Origin of the sequence: Rhizobium sp. TH2, assembly GCF_024707525.1 — a bacterium.
GTDB lineage: Bacteria > Pseudomonadota > Alphaproteobacteria > Rhizobiales > Rhizobiaceae > Rhizobium_E.
Window position 1 is genome coordinate 3100009 of the sequence record NZ_CP062231.1, and the last position, 18534, is coordinate 3118542.

Consider the following 18534-nt stretch of genomic DNA (forward strand, 5'->3'; position numbering starts at 1 on the left):
TGGTGTCGTCAACTACTCTGGCATCGGAGGCCCCCCGATAAGGCCCTTCCAATAGCTTTCCGCCCCCTGCAGGTGCGCGCTCATCAGCGCTTGGGCAAGGTTGCCATCGCGCGCCACCAGGGCTTCATAGATGCGCAGGTGCTCCTCGTGCGAACGCCGGCTGCGGGCCAAGTCGCCGAAATAGATCGGCAGCCTCTGCTCACCCATGACGTAATAGACGCTGCACACCCGGAAGAAAACGCTGTTCTTTGTGGCCCGCACGATCTCCAGATGGAAATCCCTGTCTTCGCGGGCAAGCCCCTCGCCCTGGGCAAGCTTCGCTTCCGAGAGATCGAGGATTTCCCGCAGGCGTGCGTAATTCTCTTCCGTCGCGCGCGCGCAGGCAAGTTCGGCGGCCTTGATCTCGTGGATCTTCCTTAGCTCCACCGTCTCATAGATCAGGATCGGATCGAGCGGCACACCGGCCTTCGCAAAAAGCGCCATCGCATCGACGCTCGCCTCTGTTGTCGTGAGATAAATGCCCGACTTGGCGCGCCGTTCGACGATGCGCATCGCTTCCAGGATGGCCAGCGCCTCGCGGATCAGGCCGCGGCTGACATTGAAATGCTCCGCCAGCTCCCGCTCCGAAGGCGTGCGCCCGTTGCCGCTCGAATTCGAGAAAAGGTATGCGGCCAAATCCGAGAGGAGACTGTTTTCTTTCATCGTCACTGTCTTTGCGCGTGGGCCTCCAGAACGCGCTGGTTGATCGTAAAGCCCAGGCCAGGTTTGTCAGGAATCTCTATCATGCCATCCTTCACCGATATGGTTTCCTCCACGAGCTCATGGATCATCGGGTTCGCGCCGAGCGAATATTCGATGACGAAGCTTGCCGGAGAAGCCGCGCACAGGTGCAGGCCGGAAAAGAAACACGGTGCACCGGCCCAAAGATGTGGGGCGAAACGGAGATTGAAGGCGCTGGCGATCGTGCTGATGCGCATGGCTTCCGTAATGCCGCCGCAGAAGGCCGGATCGGGCTGGAATATATCCGCGGCTCGCAGCATGGCAAGGTCGCGGAAGGCGAAACGTGTCGCCTCGCTCTCGCCTGCGGCAATTGGCACATTGCCCGATGCGCGCACCTCGGCCATGCCCGGCTTGTCGTCGGCAATCACAGGCTCCTCGAACCAGGCGAGGTCGCAATCCTGGATCAGCTGAATGAACCTCTTGGCTTCCGAGACGGTGTAGGTTCCGTGCGCATCGACCATGAGCTCGACGGATGGCCCGAGCGATTTCCGCGCCGCCTTGACACGTTCGGCCGAAACGAGAGGCGCGCCATCCATGGCACCCACCCGCATCTTGACGGATTTGAACCCACCGGCGGCGATATAGGACTGCAGCTGGTCGCCGATTTTCTCCGCACTTTCCCAGCCGCCCGAGGCATAGGCCGGCAGCCGGTCCGCCTTGCGTCCCCCGAGCAAGGTCCAGACCGGCACGCCGAGCGATTTTCCGAGGATGTCCCACAGCGCGATATCGACGGCGCTGATCGCGGCCACCGACAGCCCCCGCCGGGACAATTCGGGCATCGCATGCCCTGCCCTCGACGCCGATTCATGGCGGACGCCGTTATAGAGCATCTCCCAGATATCAGTGATATTCGTGGGGTCGAGCCCGATAAGCTTGGGCGCCACCTCATGATTAATCAGGTGCACGAGACCGGCATAGGTTCCGGCACTGCCGGCCGCATTCTTGCCCTCGCCCCAGCCAACGATGCCGTCGTCCGTCTCGATGCGCAAGATCGCCGCATCGAACGTCGTCAGCCGCCCGAAATCGCTGCGGTGCTGGCGACTTGCTTCGATGGGAATGCGAACCCACCAGGCTTGCACGGTCTTGATACGCATTTCGGATCCCCTTCCCTCGCAGCATCCACGCCTGCGAGGGCTCGCTCTCAGGCGAAATTCACTTGATCAGCGGAAGGATGGTCTCGGCGGTGATCCGCATCTGATCGTCGTAGAATTTCTCGGTCAGCAGGCTCGATCCATGATCCTGGATGAACTTGAGCTGTTCCGGCGGAATATCGACCGGATTGCGCTCGACCATGTCAGGGTATTTTGCCGCCGGCGTGCGATCAACCGGTGCCACGAACTCGTTGGTCACCGCACCGTCATAGCCGATCTCCTTGAGCGTGCCGATGATCTTCGTCCAGTCGAGATGCCCGAGACCCGCCGCGAACCGGTTGTTATCGGCAACATGGAAGTCGAACAGCCGCTTGCCGGCCCGCCGGATCGCGTCATACATGTTCTCCTCCTCGATATTAAGGTGGAAAGCATCGAGGCAGACACCGCAATCCGGATGCACGGCTTCGGCAAGCGCCAGCGCCTGGTCGCCGCGATTGAAGAAATAGGTCTCGAAGCGATTGAGCGGCTCGATAGCCACGCGCACGTTCTTCTTCTGGGCATGAGCGAAGCATTCCTTGGTCGCATCGACGACCCACTTCCACTCTTCCTCTTCGGTGCCGTCAGGCACGACCTTGCCGACGGTCGCCGGTACAAGCGTGATGATCTCGCCCTCGAGTTCGCTCACCATGGTGATCACGCTCTTCACGTAATCCACGGATCGGGCACGCTGGCCCTCGTCCTTGGCCGCCAGGTTGCGCTCGCCGAGCGTCAGCGTCACCGCACCCCAGCAGCGGATGCCATGTTCCTTGAGCAGAGCGCGGGTTTCCTTGACGTCATACTGCGTCGGCTCGCCCGAAATCTCGATGCTCTCATAGCCATATTTCTTGATGCGCTTCAGCGTCACCGCGAGCGGCTCCGCCCGCATCCAATTGTGCGTAGAAAGATGCATGAAGTCCTCCCAGACTGTAAATGCGTCGCGGGCCTTCCGGCGGCTCCGCGTCCTTGTCATCCAAGCCAAATCAGATCAATCTGGTTTGGCCACTTCATATTTTTTGAAGCTGTAACTCAATTCTTCACGCTCCGCAAGACCGAGCATAAATCGAAATTTATCCTTATGTTTCAGCTATTACGACGAAACCGTCAGTGAAATCGTTTACATCGGTACCAAACCGACTTGTCATCTGGCTTGACCAGATTTTTCAATTTGGTATGACCAGACTGGCGATATCGCGCAGTCGGCTGTCGCCACTATCCATGCGCCTGGGAGGGGACTATGAAGATCGGCATGTGCATGTTCTTGTGGACGACATCAGTCACCAAGAAACATGAGAAGCTGCTCGTCGACATCAAGCAGACCGGCTTTGACGGGGTGGAAATACCGATCTTCGAGGGAAATCCGGATGACTATCGCCGGCTCGGCGCACTCCTTGACAGGATCGGGCTGGAACGCACCGCCGTCTCGGCGATGGGCGATCCATCGATGAACCTGGTTTCGCCGGATGCCGCCACGCGTAAACGCGGCGTGGAATACATGAAATGGGCGATCGATTGCGCCGAGGCGCTCGGCGCCAGGACGCTGAGCGGCCCGCTTCACTCGACGCTGGGACAATTCTCCGGCAACGGGCCGACTGCCGCCGAACTCAAGCGCTCCATTTCCTCACAGCGAGCGATCGGCGACCATGCCGGCAAGCATGGCATGACGATCGGGCTGGAGGCGCTCAACCGTTTCGAATGCTACTTGGTCAACACGATGGCCGACCTCGCCGCCCATATCGACGCGATTGGGCATGCCAACATCAAGGCGATGTACGACACGTTCCATTGCAATATCGAGGAAGCCGACCCGATCGCCGCCTACACCAGGTATCGCGACCGGATCGTGCACATCCATATTTCGGAAAACGATCGCGGCGTGCCGGGCCGGGGCAATATCCCCTGGGCCGAGACATTCAAGGCGATCCGCAAGAGCGGTTATGACGACTGGCTGACGATCGAGGCCTTCGGCCGCTCGCTCAAGGATCTGGCGGCGGCAACCAAGGTCTGGCGGGATTTCTCCGAGACGCCCGAAGAGGTCTATCGCGACGGCTTCAAGCATATCAAGAATGGCTGGAAGAAGGCGGCCTGAGGGGCACTGTCGTCTTCGTAGGAAATCCGGCGCGATCAGATCGCGCCGGATTTCTGTTTCTGATCAGGTGTGGCGGATCTCGGTGCCCAGCACCTTCAGGCACTCGCGAATAAAGGCCGCGAGCGCTGTCCAGCCCTTTGCCGAAACCATCGTGCCATCGACATAGGCATCGGTCGGCGAAAGATCGATATAGGTGCCGCCGGCGAGCGTGACTTCCGGCTCGCAGGCGCCAAGCGCGCCGACCTTCTTGCCGCGCACGACGCCATCGACCGCGATCAGGATCTGCACGCCGTGGCAGATGGTGAAGATCGGCTTCTTCTCCTCATGGAAGTGCCGGACCATCGCCTGCACGCGTTTGTCGGTACGGATATATTCCGGGCCACGGCCGCCGGCGCAATAGACCGCGTCATAGCTGTCGAGCTTCTTCTCGGCATCCGAAAACGTCTTGTTGATGACGAAGTTATGGCCGAGTTTCTCGGTATAGGTCTGGTCGCCCTCGAAATCGTGCAGCGAGGTGCGCAGGATATCACCGGCCTTCTTGTCGGGGCAGACGACATGCACCTTGTGGCCGACGGCCTCCATGGCCTGCTGGAAGACGAAGATCTCGTATTCCTCGGTGAAATCACCCGTGAGCATCAATATTTTCTTGCCTGGCATATGTGGTCTCCTCCTCATGCCTTCCTGTCTGAAATCAGCCAACTAATCGAACGCCGGCAGCAACCGGTCGCGTGAATGCTCGATGTGATCGTGCATCGCCTTCTGCGCCGCGCTGACATCGCCCTTTTCGAAGGCCGCAAGAAGCGCCGCATGCTCGTCGAGCGCCTCCTCCGTCACGCGCGAATGGAACATCAGGCGGAAAATGTGGAAATGCGTGTGCTGGAACGAAACCGTCTCCCGGATCAGTTCGTTGCCGGCGAATTCCATGATCCTGTCGTGGAATATTGCGTCCTGGCGGGCGAAGGTCGAATAGCGGATACGCTCGTCCGTACCCTCCTTGCGCAACATCACGCCCGCAGCCTCGCGCAGCACCGCCAGCTTTTCATCATCCATGACGGCGGCAGCCTTTCCGGCGGCATCGGGCTCGAGCAGAAGACGCATCTGATAGAGTTCGTCGAAGCGTCGCCGGGTGATCTGCGGCGCGGCGCTGTAACCGATGAGATGCTGCTTGACCACGAGGCCTTCGCCCTCGAGCCGGCCGAGCGCCTCGCGGATGGGGGTCTGCGAAACATTGAATTCGCGCACCAGGCCGTCAACCGTGATCCGCGAGCCCGGCGGAATCTTCAGCGACATCAGCTGACCGAAAATCGCATCGTAGACGTCGCCCGACAGGCTGTTTGCCCGCTGGATCTGCGAACTGCCGGCCACTGTCTCCCGGGGCATCGACGAAATCGGATGCTGCATATTTTTGCCTCTTGACATGATCAATAGCTAGCACGATGCTCCGACGAATGCAATCATATATCCTATACGATTTTATTTTGAACACCTGAAGGTATCGCAAATGACCCTGTTCGCTGCCCTGCGGCTGCCGCGTGAGATCCTGTTCGGCAAGGGACAGCGCCACGCTTTGCCAGTGGTCGCCAGAAAGCTGGGATCGCGTGCGCTGGTCTGCACGGACGAGCGGTTTGCGGCGACGGCGATCTTTGCCGAGATCATGGCATCGCTGCAGGCGGCGGACATCAATGTGCTGGTGCACGACCGCGTTCTGCCGGATGTGCCGCGCGATACGGTCGCGGTCTGCGTCGAGGAAGCTTCGGCATTCCAGCCCGATATGGTCATCGGCATCGGCGGCGGCAGTTGCCTCGACATGGCCAAATGCGCGGCCCTGCTGATCACCCATGGCGGCAAGCTCCAGGATTACTACGGCGAGTTCAAAGTGCCCGGCCCGACCCTGCCCCTGATCGCGGTGCCAACGACCGCCGGCACCGGCTCGGAGGCGACCCCCGTCGCCGTGATATCCGACCCCGACCGAACCCTGAAAGTCGGCATCTCGAGCCCATACCTGATTGCAATGGCTGCAATCTGCGATCCGGAACTGACGATGACCTGCCCGCCCGGCTTGACCGCCATTGCCGGCGCCGATGCCCTGACACACGCGATCGAGGCATTCACGGCTGCCAGGCGTGGCTCCGACCACAGCCTTGCCCAGAACCACGTGTTCATCGGCAAGAGCAACCTCACCGACCATTTCGCGCTGCTCGCAATCAAACTGCTCGGTCGCAGCCTGGAAAAGGCATGCAAGGACGGCTCGGACGAAGATGCCCGCGCGGATGTCATGATGGGTGCGCTCGCCGCAGGTTGCGCATTCGGCACGGCGGGCACGGCGGCAGCCCACGCGATCCAGTATCCCGCAGGCGCGCTGACCCACACGCCGCACGGCCTCGGCGTTGCGACGATGATGCCCTATGTGATGAACTACAATCGTTCCGTCTCGACCAATGAGATGGCCGAGATCGGCGTAGCACTTGGCCTCGATGCCGCCGGTCGCAGTACCGACGAGATGGCCGAGGCCACGATCCGGGAAATCTCCCGCCTGTTCGCCGCGATCGGCATTACGCCGACGCTCGCCGCACTTGGCCTCGCCGCCGACAAGCTCGACTGGACCGCCGAACAGGCGATAGGCATCGAGCGGCTGATCAAGAACAACCCGCGTCCGTTCGACCTCACCGCCATGCGCCGCCTGATCCAGGCCGCCTATGACGGCGATCTCACCGCCTCCGCCCAGTGACCCGATAGGAGCACGCCGATGAACAAGATCCAGCAGAGCATTGATCCCGAGGAGGATGACGAGGTGAACTTCCAGAGTTTTTCGCACGGCCTCCATATGGGCGGCAGATGGGTTCAGGCGAGCAATGGCCGCCAGATAGAGGTCGTCGATCCCTCGACCGAAGCGGTGATCGCCGCAGTGCCGGATGCCACGCTGGAAGATGCTGCCGCCGCTGTGGAGGCTGCTGCCGCTGCCGCGCCGGGCTGGCGCGAAACCGCGCCGCGCAGGCGTTCGGAGATTCTGCGCCGTTGTTACGAACTGATGGTCGAACGCGCTGAGATGCTCGCTATGCTGATCTCGATGGAAAACGGCAAGGCGCTCCGCGACGCGCGTGGCGAAGTCGCCTACGCCGCCGAGTTCTTTCGCTGGAATGCCGAGGAAGCCGTGCGCATCACAGGCGAGTTCGGCATCGCGCCGTCGGGCACCAATCGCATCGTCGTCGACTACCAGCCGATCGGCATCTGCTTGCTGATCACGCCATGGAATTTTCCCGCAGCGATGGCAACGCGCAAGATCGCACCGGCGCTTGCCGCCGGCTGCACGGTGATCCTGAAACCCGCGACGGAAACGCCTTTGACAGCCTACGCTCTGGCGGCGATCTATCAGGAGGCTGGCGTGCCGCCCGGCGTCGTCAACGTCTTTACCACCACCAGTCCGGGCCCGCTGACATCGGCCATGCTCGCCGACCCGCGCGTGCGAAAACTATCCTTCACTGGCTCGACCGGCGTCGGCCGCACGCTGCTTGCCGAGGCGGCCAGGCACGTGATCTCCTGCTCGATGGAGCTCGGCGGCAACGCGCCGCTGATCGTCTTCGACGACGCCGATCTCGATGTCGCGCTCGACGGCGCCATGGTCGCCAAGATGCGCAATGCCGGCGAAGCCTGCACCGCCGCCAACCGCCTTTATGTCCAGTCGGGCATCCATGACGCATTCGTCGAAGGCTTGACGAAACGCATGGCGGCCTTAGTCGTCGGATCAGGCACCGAAGCAGCAACCGAATGCGGACCGATGATTACACGCAAGGCTGTCGCCAAGATCGGCCGGCTGGTTGAAGACGCGACATCGCGCGGCGCCAAGGTTCTCTGCGGCGGGACGATCCCGGATGGCAGGGGCTTCTTCTATCCGCCGACCGTGCTATCCGAGGTGCCCGATGATGTGGAAATGGCGCGTGAGGAGATCTTTGGGCCGGTCGCGCCGGTCTTCCGTTTTGAGAGCGAGGACGAAGTCATCGCCCGCGCCAACGACACGGAATATGGCCTCGCCGCCTATATCTTCACCAGAGACCTCGCTCGCGGCATGCGCGTGGCGTCAAAAGTCGAAGCCGGCATGATCGCCCTCAACCGCGGGCTTGTCTCTGATCCCGCAGCGCCCTTCGGCGGCGTCAAACAGAGCGGCCTCGGTCGCGAGGGCGGCCAGCATCACGGCATCGCCGAATTCATGGAGGCGAAATACATCGCCGCCAGTTTCTGAGCGCCGCGATGGAGATCGATCCATTTCGCATTCGCGCCCATGTCGCGGATTTCGACGACATTGTCAGCGAGATCATCAGCCGCAGCGAGGCCACGCGCGCGACACTGCCGATGGTGGCCGATATCGCCTATGGCACGGATGCGACCGAAACCGTGGATCTGTTCTTTCCCGACCGGCCGCGCACGGGACTCCCCGTCCACATGTTCATCCACGGCGGCTATTGGCGGATGTTTTCGAAGCGCGATTATTCCTATGTCGCGGAAACCATCGCCAGGGCCGGCGCGATTGCGGTGATCGTGGATTACGCGCTGATGCCGTCAGTCCGCATGGCCGACATTGTCGAGCAAATCAGACGCGCAAGGCGCTGGATTGCCGACCGTATCACCGAGTACGGCGGCGATCCCCTCCGGCTCACCATCAGCGGTCACTCCGCCGGCGCACATCTCTCGACATTCCTGTTCAACGAACCCGGCATTCCATCCGGCATCCGCGCAGCCTTGCTGCTCGGCGGACTCTACGAACTCAAGCCGCTGCAATCGTCATTCCTGCATCCCGAGATCGGCATCACCGGCAGAGAAGTCGCCGATTTCACGCCGATGACCCATCGCCACGATCCGGCGATACAGGTCGACATCCTTGTCGGGTCGGATGAGACTCCGCCATTTCACGATCAAGCGAACGCATTCGCCAACCTGCTCGAGGAGCAGGGCCTGCCGGTCTCGACGCTGAACCTCGCCGGCCGAAACCACATGAACAGCGTCCGCGATCTCGGCCTGCCCGATTCCGAGGCCGGGGCAAGGCTTACAAAGCTGATCGCTGGCGGCTGACGGAGTTCAGCCTCACCCTACCCTTTCCCTTCGCTTTATCCATCGATGTTACGTAGTGTTACGTCCGGCGTAACTGTTACGTACTGTGAATTGGCGACACCTCGCGCCCCTAATGCAAAACGACCGGAATGTCGGTCAAATGCTCGACTGCCTCGACGAACTCGGCATCACCGACGTTACGTTCGTGATGTATTCGACCGATAACGGTCCCCACATGAATTCCTGGCCCGGCGTGGCATGGAAAAAATGACTGAAGCGGCCAGCGGCGCCAATCACTGACCTCCCAAGACCACGCGGCGGGCGTCCATCGCCCGCCGCACCCTTGCCACGGAGCATGACCAATGTCCGTTCTACCCTCCTGGAATGATGGCCCTGCAAGATCCGCGATCCTCGACTTCGTGACCCGAATTGCCGACGAGGAAGGACCGGATTACGTGGCCCCGTCGGAGCGCATCGCCACCTTCGACAATGATGGCACGCTGTGGTGCGAGCAGCCGATGCAGCCGCAGTTCTTCTTCCTCATAGACCGCGTAAGGCAACTCGCCGAGAAGGATCCGGCAATCCGCGAGCGCCAGCCATTCAAGGCGCTTCTTGAGCACGATCATGCGACGCTGCATCAACTGGGAAAGCAGGGGCTGATGGAGCTCGCCTTTGCCACTCATGCCGGCATGACCGAGGAAGCGTTCGACGAGATCGCCGTAGCTTGGCTAGCATCAGCAAAGCATCCCAGATACGACCGGCTTTTCACCCAATGCATCTACCAGCCGCAAGTCGAGCTGTTGGATTTTCTCCGCGGCAATCTCTTCACGACCTTCATCGTTTCGGGTGCCAGCATCGACCTGATCCGCGCCTTTGCCGAGGACGCCTATGGCATCCAGCGCCACAAGGTCATCGGCTCAAGTGCCCGTCTGCGCTATGAATTGCAGGGCGACCATGCCGTACTGATGAAGGCCGCCGAACTCAACAGTTTCGACGACCGCGAGGTGAAACCCGTCAATATCGGCCTGCATATCGGCCGGCGGCCGATCCTCGCTTTCGGCAATTCCGACGGCGATCTCGCCATGCTGCGCTACACGAAATCGGGACGGGGCCAGCGCCTGGCACTGCTGATCCACCACGACGACGGTGAGCGAGAGGTTGCCTATGACCGGGAGTTCAGGCTGAGCCCGCTGGCGGAAGCCCTCGACAAGGCCACCGACTATGGCATCACCGTAGTCAGCATGAAGCGGGACTGGAACCCGGTGTTCGGTGGCTGAACTGGAGGTGGCCAATGAGCGAACTGCTTGCAACTTCCACCGGGCACGCGGCGGTGTTCATCGATTTTCTCGTTCGCGGCGATTGCCGTGATTCGCACGTTCCTCAACTATTTCCTCGAGCGCGATCTTGGAGAGGTGCGTGACAGCAGGTGGAGAAAGTTTGACGGCCTTCGTTTCAAACCGCCGTCCGCAGCACGGTACGTAACAGTTACATGACGACAGCTGAACGGATAGCCACGGCTGAGCGATCAATTGTTACAGTAACGTACTCGCTTTGCGACACGGTTTCTGTCTACAATTCCCTGAGCCTCAACCTGTAAGCCACGGTGCGAAAACTCAGGGAGGATCGCGAGCGCTGAGATGATTAAGGCCCACGTCTCGAAAGGCCTACTCCGTTTGATGGTCAGGCTGCCCGCAATAAGGGGCGAGCTTCAGATCATACACGGCCGGGATGAACTGATTCGGGATCTCACGGAAGCCTATGGCGATGCGATAGAGACACTGGCGGGCCTGCAATCTAACCCGGTTTCGCAGCGTGGCCTGATACGCGAATACGAGACCATCTGCGCCGACATCGAGGAAGAGATCGTCCGCCGATGTGCGGCCTGGAGGCTCTGAAAAGCAGTGTCAAAACGGGCCAGTTGAACCAAATCCGTTCACCATGCAAATTTTAGCTCTTTCGAACTATCGCATTGGTAGTATAGTCTCACACGCATCCAAACCTGCGTGCGGGGGTGCCCCTTGAACGATGATGCAAAAAAGGTGCATGTGGACATCGTCGACGCCGGCGAGGCACGAGCCGAACTCGAGCGCCTGCTTGCGGACCCGCGCTTCAAGCTGACAGATCGGAACCGGGCCTTTCTGCGCTACATCGCCAATGAAAGCTTCGCAGGCGAATCCAAGGGTGTGAAAGCCTATTCCATTGCCATCGACGTCTTTGGAAGATCCGCGGATTTCGACGCCAATATCGATCCGATCGTGCGGATAGAAGCCACAAGGCTCCGGGCGTCGCTCGATCAATATTATGAGGCATATGGAGTCGATCTGCCGATCCGCATCCACCTGCCACGCGGGCACTATATCGCCGAGTTCACCAGGTCACATGCATCCGGAGAGATCGCCAGCCCGATCGCACACATGAACGACTCCGCGCCTGAGATGACGGAAGAACCACCGCACCGGCCCGAACGACCGATTTTTTCAGCGACTGTAGGGAAATTCGCCATCGGCATTACACTCGTGGCCGCCATCCTGGCAGCAGTCAATCAACTAGACATATTCTCAAATACATCTGGACAATTGACCCTCAAGCCACTGGTGAAGCTCTCTGTCGCGGCCCGCAATCCCGCTGATGAGGCCGAGGCGGAGAAGCTCGAAGATGAACTTCTCATCTCCCTGATACACTTCGGCACACTGCGGCTGTCTTCGATATCGAGCACCGACGACGGCAAATCGCGGTCGGTCGACTCCGTGGCGGCAACGTCCAGTCCGAATGAACAGGGATATCAGGTCAATCTGAAATATGGGTCCGACAAGAATTTCAGGTCGGTGTCGTGGCGCATTGTCGAGGCATCGACCGGTGAGACCAGATCTTCAGGTGAGGAACGGGTTCCAGCGTCCGTTTCTGCCGGAGCAGCGAACCGTACCCTGCTGCTCGCCCTCGCCCAGCATTTCGGTGCCCCAATCGGAGAACTGAACTCCATGGAACTGGCCAGGCGCCAAGGTCAACCGCAACTCGGAAACAGCTGCGTGCTGGAGGCCGAGAGCGCCATAAGTTTCTATGACCGCGTCAAGATCAACCAAGTTGTGGAATGCCTCGAACGAACGCTCAAACAAAATCCGGCCGACGCCGATACCGGCGCCGTTCTGTCGCGTGTCCTCCTGTTCCAGGATGCCTTCACCGGGCAACAGGTCAATGCCCGGCGCGCCCTGCTGCTCGCGGATGACGCTATCGCAGCATCGCCCTCGTCCGATCGAGCACAGATCGCAAGAATATCCGCGCTCTACGCCACTGGTCGGCGCGACGAGGCATTTGTCCTGGGTCGCGATGCCATCCGGCGAAGCCCCTACAACAAGGATCTGGCCGCTGTGGTCGGCGTCAGGATGTTTCTTGGGGGGGATGACCGGGAAGGCCTGGAGCTCGTCCGGAAAGCGGGAATGATAGACGCGATCCGACCGAGAAGTGCTTTGATCGTTCTCGCGATGTCACAATATTGCGACGGCAACGCTGATAAGACGATCAAACTGTTGCGGGACGTCCCGGTCGATGGCGGACTGGTCGAGGCGACGCGCATCGCGGCATTTGTCCGTTTGAACATGCGACAGGATGCCATCGCAGCGTTCGCCAATGCGCTTACTGTTAGATCGGATTTCCCCGGCGCCATGGATTCCTTGTTGCGAGCTCCTTTTTTCAATCCTCACCTGGGCACCATGCTCAAAGCAGATCTCTCCGTGGCGAGCCGGTGGTATTCCGAAGCCTCGATATCAGCGAGCACAAACGTAAATTAACAGTAACGTACTTGCTCTCGCTGGGTTAACATCCTCCGATCTTTGGTACCGATTCTGCTGATGCCCTTCCGGGCTTGATGCGGCCGCCGGGGGCGGTCACGAAACAGGAGGTTCCATGTTCCACCACGTCCGGACCGCCTCGGTCGCAGGCCTTGTAATTGCAGTGCTTTCCTATCCGGCGCACAGCGCGGAGAATGGCGTGGGCTTTTATCTTCTTGGCTCAAAAGGCCAGGGGGCGGCCATCATGCCGCCATCAGGCGTCTACTTCCAGAAGCCGTTCTACTACTATTCGGGCGATCTCGGCGGCGGCAAGGAATTGCCCACCGGCGGCAAGCTTGCCGTGGATGTGAGGGGCGATTCCTTCTTCACCGCGCCGACCGTCCTGTGGGTGGCGCCAGAGGAAATCCTCGGCGGCAAGCTCGGACTGTCGGCAACCGCGCCGATCGGCTGGGTTAAGACGAGCGCGGGCGTGACCTTCGATGGCCCTCTTCTGGGGCACCGTGAGGCATCGGTATCGGATCAGGTCTTCACCTATGGCGATCCGATCGTTGGCGGCATGCTGGGTTGGGAGTCCGGTAATCTCCACTACCAACTCGGAACCAGCGTCAATGTGCCGATCGGCGACTATCAGAAGAACGAGCTCGCCAACCTCGCCTTCCACCGTTGGGGAGTCGACGTCTATGGCGCCGTGACCTATTTCGATCCTTCCACCGGTTGGGATTTCTCCACCGCGGCGGGCTTCACCTTCAACGGTGAAAATCCGGCGACCGACTACCGGACAGGCACCGAGTTCCATTTGGAAGGCGCGATTACCAAATATTTCAACCCGCAGTTTTCGGCAGGCATCCTGGGCTACTATTACCACCAGGTCACGGGTGACAGCGGCGACGGAGCGACGCTCGGAGATTTCAAGGGACAGGTAGCGGCACTCGGCGCATCGGTCGGCTACACCTTCGTTCTTGGTGAGACCCCGGTCGTGACACAGCTTAAAGTTTTCCACGAATTCGCCGCTGTGAACCGCGCGGAAGGCAACGCCATTTTAGCAACGATTACCATCCCGCTTTCGATCACCAAGCCCGCGATGCCCTGAGGCTCCGCGCCAGGGCCTCTCCGCAATGGATCGTCGCGCTTGCGGCGGGATTTACGCCGTGTTGTTACAGTAACGTACTTGCCGAACCGGCCAATGCCGTCAGTCTATCCGGACACCCCATGTCGAGGGATGGAGAACGTCATGGCAATCGACGACCTTCTGGAACGCCCACTGGAAAGCGCAACCACCGACCGGCAGCCGGGCGGCATGGTCTGGATACCGGGCGGGCAATTCATGATGGGCTCGGATGACCACTATCCCGAGGAGCGGCCCACGCATCCCGTCAAGGTCGCCGGCTTCTGGATGGATGTGGCGCCGGTGACGAACCGTCAGTTTCGCGAATTTGTAGCCGCGACCGGTTATGTGACGGTGGCCGAAAAGACTCCCTACGCCGAAGACTATCCAGGCGCCCTGCCCGAAATGCTGCGTGCCGGCTCCCTCGTCTTCACGCCACCGAAGTCCGTCGATGGACCCGACATCACGCAATGGTGGAATTTCAAGACCGGCGCCAATTGGCGGCGTCCTTACGGACCGCGCTCGGACGTTCGCGGCAAGTTGGACCACCCGGTCGTACATGTCGCCTTTGCGGACGCGCTCGCCTATGCCGAATGGGCCGGCCTGCAACTGCCCACCGAGGCCCAGTGGGAATTCGCCGCTCGTGGAGGTTTCGAGGGCGAGGAATTCGCCTGGACCGATCGGCGCCCGATCACCGACATGGCCAACGTCTGGGACGGATCTTTCCCGATCTACAGCACCAAGCCTAAGGGCAAGGACCGGACGACGCCGGTCGGATCGTTCCCACCCAACGGATACGGCCTTAGAGACATGATCGGCAATGTCTGGGAATGGACGTCGGATTATTGGTCGGATCGGCACACCGAGCCGGCAGCGAGCCCGTGTTGCGTGCCGGTTGATCCGCGCGGCGGCCATGTCGACCGCGCCTACGACCCAAGACAGCCGGAAATCCGTATCCCGAGGCGCGTGTTGAAGGGCGGCTCGCATCTTTGCGCTCCCAATTACTGCCGCCGTTACCGACCCGCGGCGCGGCATGCGGAGCCCGAAGATACCGGCACAAGCCATGTCGGTTTCCGTTGTATCAAGCCGGTGCCCTGACCGGGCAGCACAGTAACGAAGAGTCGATTCAGGCGCAGCGCAGGCGGGAAACGCGAGGCAGGTCGTTGGCGTCAGACAGATCCAGAACCATCCGGGGCTTGTCGCTTCGATTGCTGCTGAGCGTGACAATGGTCACGCTTGTCGCTGTCGTCGCCGGCACGCTGATCGCGCTGGGCTTCTATCGCGCGCGCGCCGTGGCGCTCGAGAATGTTCAGCAACAGATGGTCGCCTTTTCCGACCGGCTCACCTACCGCCTCGCGGCGATCTCCAACGACACATCGACGCTGGTCGGCATGATCGGTTCAGTGCCGAACTCGTTTCTGTCGCCGCCCCGTGAACGTCTTGATAACAAGGTTGCGGCTTTGCGCGAGGCTCTGCTGCGCTCGCGCCATATCGACGGCATCTATGTCGGCTATCCCGACGGCTCGTTTTTCCACACCGTCAGCCTCGCGGACAGCGCTTGGCGCCAGGTGTTGAAGGCACCCGCCCAGGCAGCGCTCGCCATTCGCATCATCGATCGCAGCAAGGGCAATCCCCTGTCCAGCGTCATCTTCATCGACATCGGGGGAAAGCAAATGAGCGAGGTTCCAAGCCAGCCTACCGGCTACGATCCCCGGACCCGCCCCTGGTATTTCACGGCGCTGCAGCAGCGCGGCATGGTCGCCACCGGCCCTTACCAGATGGCGACCACGGGGGCGCTGGGGATGACGATTTCGCAGATCCATCGCGGCAATCCCGCGGTCGTCGTGGGCGCCGATGTGGTCCTGACAACGATCACGGATTTCCTCAAGGAAGAACTGCTGACGCCGGGCTCGATGGCCTTCATCGCCAACGAGCGAGGCCAACCGATCGTCCATTCCAATCCCGTCATGATGCGGAACATCCTGTCGGCCCTCGAAAACCGCGACGCCGACGCTACGCCCGACAACAGCGGCCTCAGCGCCAAACTGGCCAGCTTCTCCGGAAACGAGGACCGTCCGATGCGGATCACGCTGCGTGGCCGCGACTACCTCATCCTTGCGACGAAGATCGACAACGCCATCCTGTTCAAGGGCAACCGGATCTTCATCGCGGCCCCCTATGATGAACTCATGGCGCCGGCAAACCGCATGGCCGCGCAGGGGCTGGCGATCGCTGGGCTGGTCGTGCTGCTCGGAATCGGAGGTGCGTTGCTGCTCGCATCGATGATATCGAGTTCGCTTCACCGGCTGAAGAGCGGCGCCGATCAGCTCCAGGAATTCGACTTCCAGACCCCAATCGTCGTGCCGTCGAGCATCACGGAAATTTCCTCGCTGAGCCAGGCCATGAACCGCGCCCGCGATGCAATCTTCACCTTCGCGCTCTTCGTGCCCCGCGAGATCGTCCGCAAGGGCATGGAATCCGGCAGCTTTTCCAGCCGCACGGCGGCCCGCCAGCAGGTGACTGCAATCTTCACCGATATCTACGACTTCACAACCATCAGCGAGCGCTATCCGCCCGAGGAGGTGGTGACCATGCTCTCGGTCTATTTCGATGTGCTCAATCAGGCAGTGAGTGCACACAAGGGCACGATCATCCAGTTCCTCGGCGATTCCATCTTCGCCATGTGGAACGCGCCCGGCACCGACGACGACCACGCCGAGAACGCCTGCCTGAGCGCGCTCGCCATGCAGACAGCCCTCGCCGAATTCAACGACGGCCAGCGCCTCAACGGCCTGCCGGAATTCCAGACCAGGGTCGGCATCCATACCGGCGTCGCGGTGGTCGGCAATGTGGGTGCGGCGGACCGGCTTCAATACACGGCGATGGGCGACACGATCAACGTGGCATCCCGCCTCGAAGGCATGAACAAGACCTATGGTACGAGTATTCTGGCGAGCGCCGAGGTCAAGGCGCGTTGCAGCGACAGGATCTTGTTTCGTCTGATCGGTCTGGGACAGGCCAAGGGCCGCCACATCGAGATCGAGCTTTTTGAAGTGACAGGCGTCCGCTCCCTGTAACCCGCGATGTTACTGTTACGTACTTATTCATGACTGCCGCTCGGGCTAGCCTCTCCGGAGGTTACATTACTCGGAGGACGTGATGTCCAGGATGCTATTGAAGCTCTTCGTTGCGGCTATCGCCGCGCTGACTCTTTCCGCTTCGCTCGCCCAGGCCGGCAAACGCTCCCCCGAGGAACTCGCTCGGAGAAACATCGAGCGGCGGGCGGTCGAGGCGACGATATGGGGCATGGCAGCCGTCAACTATGACCTGATGCTGCAGGAAATGCTCAGCAAGACAGCTGGCAAGGAGAACGCCATCGTCTACTGGTCCCGGCCGCTCGATTGGCACAACCAGACGCTCACGCCGAACCCGGATGCGATCTACCTGATGGCCTTCTTCAATACTAGGAATGTCGGTCCCGTCGTGATCGAGGTGCCCCTGCCGAAGGCGGTTCGATCAACGGCAACATCGTCAATATATGGCAAATGCCGCTGGAGGATGCGGGTCCCTCGGGCGCCGATGCCGGCAAGGGTGGAAAATATCTGATCCTGCCGCCCGCTTATAAGGGCAAGGTGCCGACAGGCTATATTCCGCTGCAATTCGACACCTATGGCGGTTACGCTCTGCTGCGCTCGAATCTCAAGAGCCACAGCGATGAGGATATCGCGAAGTCCGTGGCCTATGGCAAGCGCCTGAAGGTGTATCCGCTGTCGGCGGCCGCCAATCCGCCAGAGACAATCTTCACCGACGCCAAGGACGTCGTGTTCGATTCCACGATCCGCTATGACATCAGTTTCTTCACCTCGCTGAACCGCATCATCCAGAACCAGCCTTGGCTGGAGCGGGACCGGGCGATGATCGATCAGCTCCATTCGCTCGGCATTGAAAAGGGCAAACCCTTCGATCCAGACGATACGACGAGCAAGGCGCTGGTCGAGGGGATAGAAGAAGCCCGTGATCTAATGGAATCACAATATGATGCTGGTCTCGCGCCATTTTTTGAAGGCGGGCGGTGGACAGTGCCTGCGCTACCCGGCCTGCTCAAAGCGGCTCAATCCGCCTATGGTGACCCGAACGCATACCCGATTGACGACCGCAGCCTCACCTACACCTTCGCGTATATCGGCATCAAAAGGCTAGGTGCGGGCCAGTTCTACCTCATCACGATCAAGGACAAGGACGGCAAAACGTTCGATGGGAGCAAGACCTATCGCGTGCGCGTCCCCGCCGACGCGCCGGTCGAGCAATACTGGTCGATCACCGCTTACGACCGCCAAACGCATGCCCTGATCCGCGGCATGCCGCGCGCCAGCCGCTCGTCGCAGATTCCCGAACTCAAGAAGAATGCCGATGGCTCGATCGACATCTTCACCGGCCCGAAAGCGCCCGAGGGCATGGAAACCAACTGGATACCAACCGACAGCAAGCGCGAGTTCGAGCTGATGCTCCGGCTCTACGCCCCGACCAAGGCCTTCTTCGAGAAGAATTGGGTAGTGCCGGATGTCGAGCGCGTCTCGAAATGAAGCGATGCATCAACCGACGCAA

General features: G+C 60.7%; 17 protein-coding genes and 1 pseudogene. 13 read left to right on the forward strand and 5 right to left on the reverse strand.

What is annotated here, in order from left to right; all coding sequences use genetic code 11:
• Positions 1–12 precede the first annotated feature (12 nt).
• The 3 genes from IHQ71_RS15350 to IHQ71_RS15360 are packed head-to-tail and all read right to left on the reverse strand — an operon-like array spanning position 13 to position 2820.
• The gene (locus IHQ71_RS15350; protein WP_258157333.1) at positions 13–702 is read right to left on the reverse strand and encodes a FadR/GntR family transcriptional regulator; all 690 of its coding nucleotides are present in this window, start codon (positions 700–702) and stop codon (positions 13–15) included.
• Positions 703–704: 2 nt separating this feature from the next.
• Complete coding sequence (locus tag IHQ71_RS15355; protein ID WP_258157334.1) at positions 705–1874, reverse strand: mandelate racemase/muconate lactonizing enzyme family protein; 1170 nt, start codon at positions 1872–1874, stop codon at positions 705–707.
• 58 nt (positions 1875–1932) lie between these two features.
• Entirely contained in the window at positions 1933–2820 is an 888-nt protein-coding gene (locus IHQ71_RS15360) for a sugar phosphate isomerase/epimerase (protein ID WP_258157335.1), read from the reverse strand.
• 324 nt (positions 2821–3144) lie between these two features.
• On the opposite strand from IHQ71_RS15360, the gene IHQ71_RS15365 reads away from it, so the two are divergent.
• Positions 3145–3996 (forward strand): sugar phosphate isomerase/epimerase, encoded by an 852-nt coding sequence (locus IHQ71_RS15365; protein WP_258157336.1) that lies wholly within the window; start codon positions 3145–3147, stop codon positions 3994–3996.
• A gap of 63 nt (positions 3997–4059) precedes the next feature.
• Here the strand turns inward: IHQ71_RS15365 and IHQ71_RS15370 are convergent, their stop codons facing one another.
• Together IHQ71_RS15370 and IHQ71_RS15375 are read right to left on the reverse strand one after the other, a co-directional pair.
• Positions 4060–4653, reverse strand: a complete 594-nt coding sequence (locus IHQ71_RS15370; protein WP_258157337.1) for a DJ-1/PfpI family protein — start codon at positions 4651–4653, stop codon at positions 4060–4062.
• 42 nt (positions 4654–4695) lie between these two features.
• The gene (locus IHQ71_RS15375; RefSeq protein WP_258157338.1) at positions 4696–5397 is read right to left on the reverse strand and encodes a GntR family transcriptional regulator; all 702 of its coding nucleotides are present in this window, start codon (positions 5395–5397) and stop codon (positions 4696–4698) included.
• A 100-nt stretch (positions 5398–5497) separates the two neighbouring features.
• Here IHQ71_RS15375 and IHQ71_RS15380 point away from each other — a divergent pair, with 100 nt between their 5' ends.
• The 12 genes and pseudogenes from IHQ71_RS15380 (at position 5498) to IHQ71_RS31910 (ending at position 18512) form a co-directional block, all read left to right on the forward strand.
• Complete coding sequence (locus IHQ71_RS15380; protein WP_258157339.1) at positions 5498–6724, forward strand: iron-containing alcohol dehydrogenase; 1227 nt, start codon at positions 5498–5500, stop codon at positions 6722–6724.
• Between the two features lie 18 nt (positions 6725–6742).
• Positions 6743–8233 (forward strand): NAD-dependent succinate-semialdehyde dehydrogenase, encoded by a 1491-nt coding sequence (locus IHQ71_RS15385; RefSeq protein ID WP_258157340.1) that lies wholly within the window; start codon positions 6743–6745, stop codon positions 8231–8233.
• Between the two features lie 8 nt (positions 8234–8241).
• Complete coding sequence (locus tag IHQ71_RS15390; protein ID WP_258157341.1) at positions 8242–9060, forward strand: alpha/beta hydrolase; 819 nt, start codon at positions 8242–8244, stop codon at positions 9058–9060.
• Positions 9061–9401: 341 nt separating this feature from the next.
• Positions 9402–10316, forward strand: a complete 915-nt coding sequence (locus IHQ71_RS15395) for an HAD family phosphatase (RefSeq protein ID WP_258157342.1) — start codon at positions 9402–9404, stop codon at positions 10314–10316.
• Between the two features lie 87 nt (positions 10317–10403).
• Positions 10404–10532: a hypothetical protein gene (locus IHQ71_RS32065; protein ID WP_374990031.1), complete on the forward strand. Its 129-nt coding sequence runs from the start codon at positions 10404–10406 to the stop codon at positions 10530–10532.
• A 144-nt stretch (positions 10533–10676) separates the two neighbouring features.
• Complete coding sequence (locus IHQ71_RS15400; protein ID WP_258157343.1) at positions 10677–10934, forward strand: hypothetical protein; 258 nt, start codon at positions 10677–10679, stop codon at positions 10932–10934.
• Positions 10935–11453: 519 nt separating this feature from the next.
• Positions 11454–12824 (forward strand): hypothetical protein, encoded by a 1371-nt coding sequence (locus tag IHQ71_RS15405; protein WP_258157344.1) that lies wholly within the window; start codon positions 11454–11456, stop codon positions 12822–12824.
• Between the two features lie 115 nt (positions 12825–12939).
• Positions 12940–13914 carry a transporter gene (locus IHQ71_RS15410; RefSeq protein WP_258157345.1) on the forward strand — a complete coding sequence of 325 codons (975 nt, stop codon included), beginning with the start codon at positions 12940–12942 and terminating at the stop codon, positions 13912–13914.
• A gap of 141 nt (positions 13915–14055) precedes the next feature.
• Complete coding sequence (locus tag IHQ71_RS15415) at positions 14056–15027, forward strand: formylglycine-generating enzyme family protein (RefSeq protein ID WP_258157346.1); 972 nt, start codon at positions 14056–14058, stop codon at positions 15025–15027.
• A gap of 128 nt (positions 15028–15155) precedes the next feature.
• The gene (locus IHQ71_RS15420; RefSeq protein ID WP_258157347.1) at positions 15156–17006 is read left to right on the forward strand and encodes an adenylate/guanylate cyclase domain-containing protein; all 1851 of its coding nucleotides are present in this window, start codon (positions 15156–15158) and stop codon (positions 17004–17006) included.
• 265 nt (positions 17007–17271) lie between these two features.
• Positions 17272–17636, forward strand: a pseudogene (locus tag IHQ71_RS31905) (DUF1254 domain-containing protein); the annotation flags it as partial.
• A gap of 315 nt (positions 17637–17951) precedes the next feature.
• A complete protein-coding gene (locus IHQ71_RS31910) occupies positions 17952–18512 on the forward strand; it encodes a DUF1214 domain-containing protein (RefSeq protein WP_308737963.1) in 561 nt (186 codons plus the stop codon).
• Positions 18513–18534: the final 22 nt, after the last annotated feature.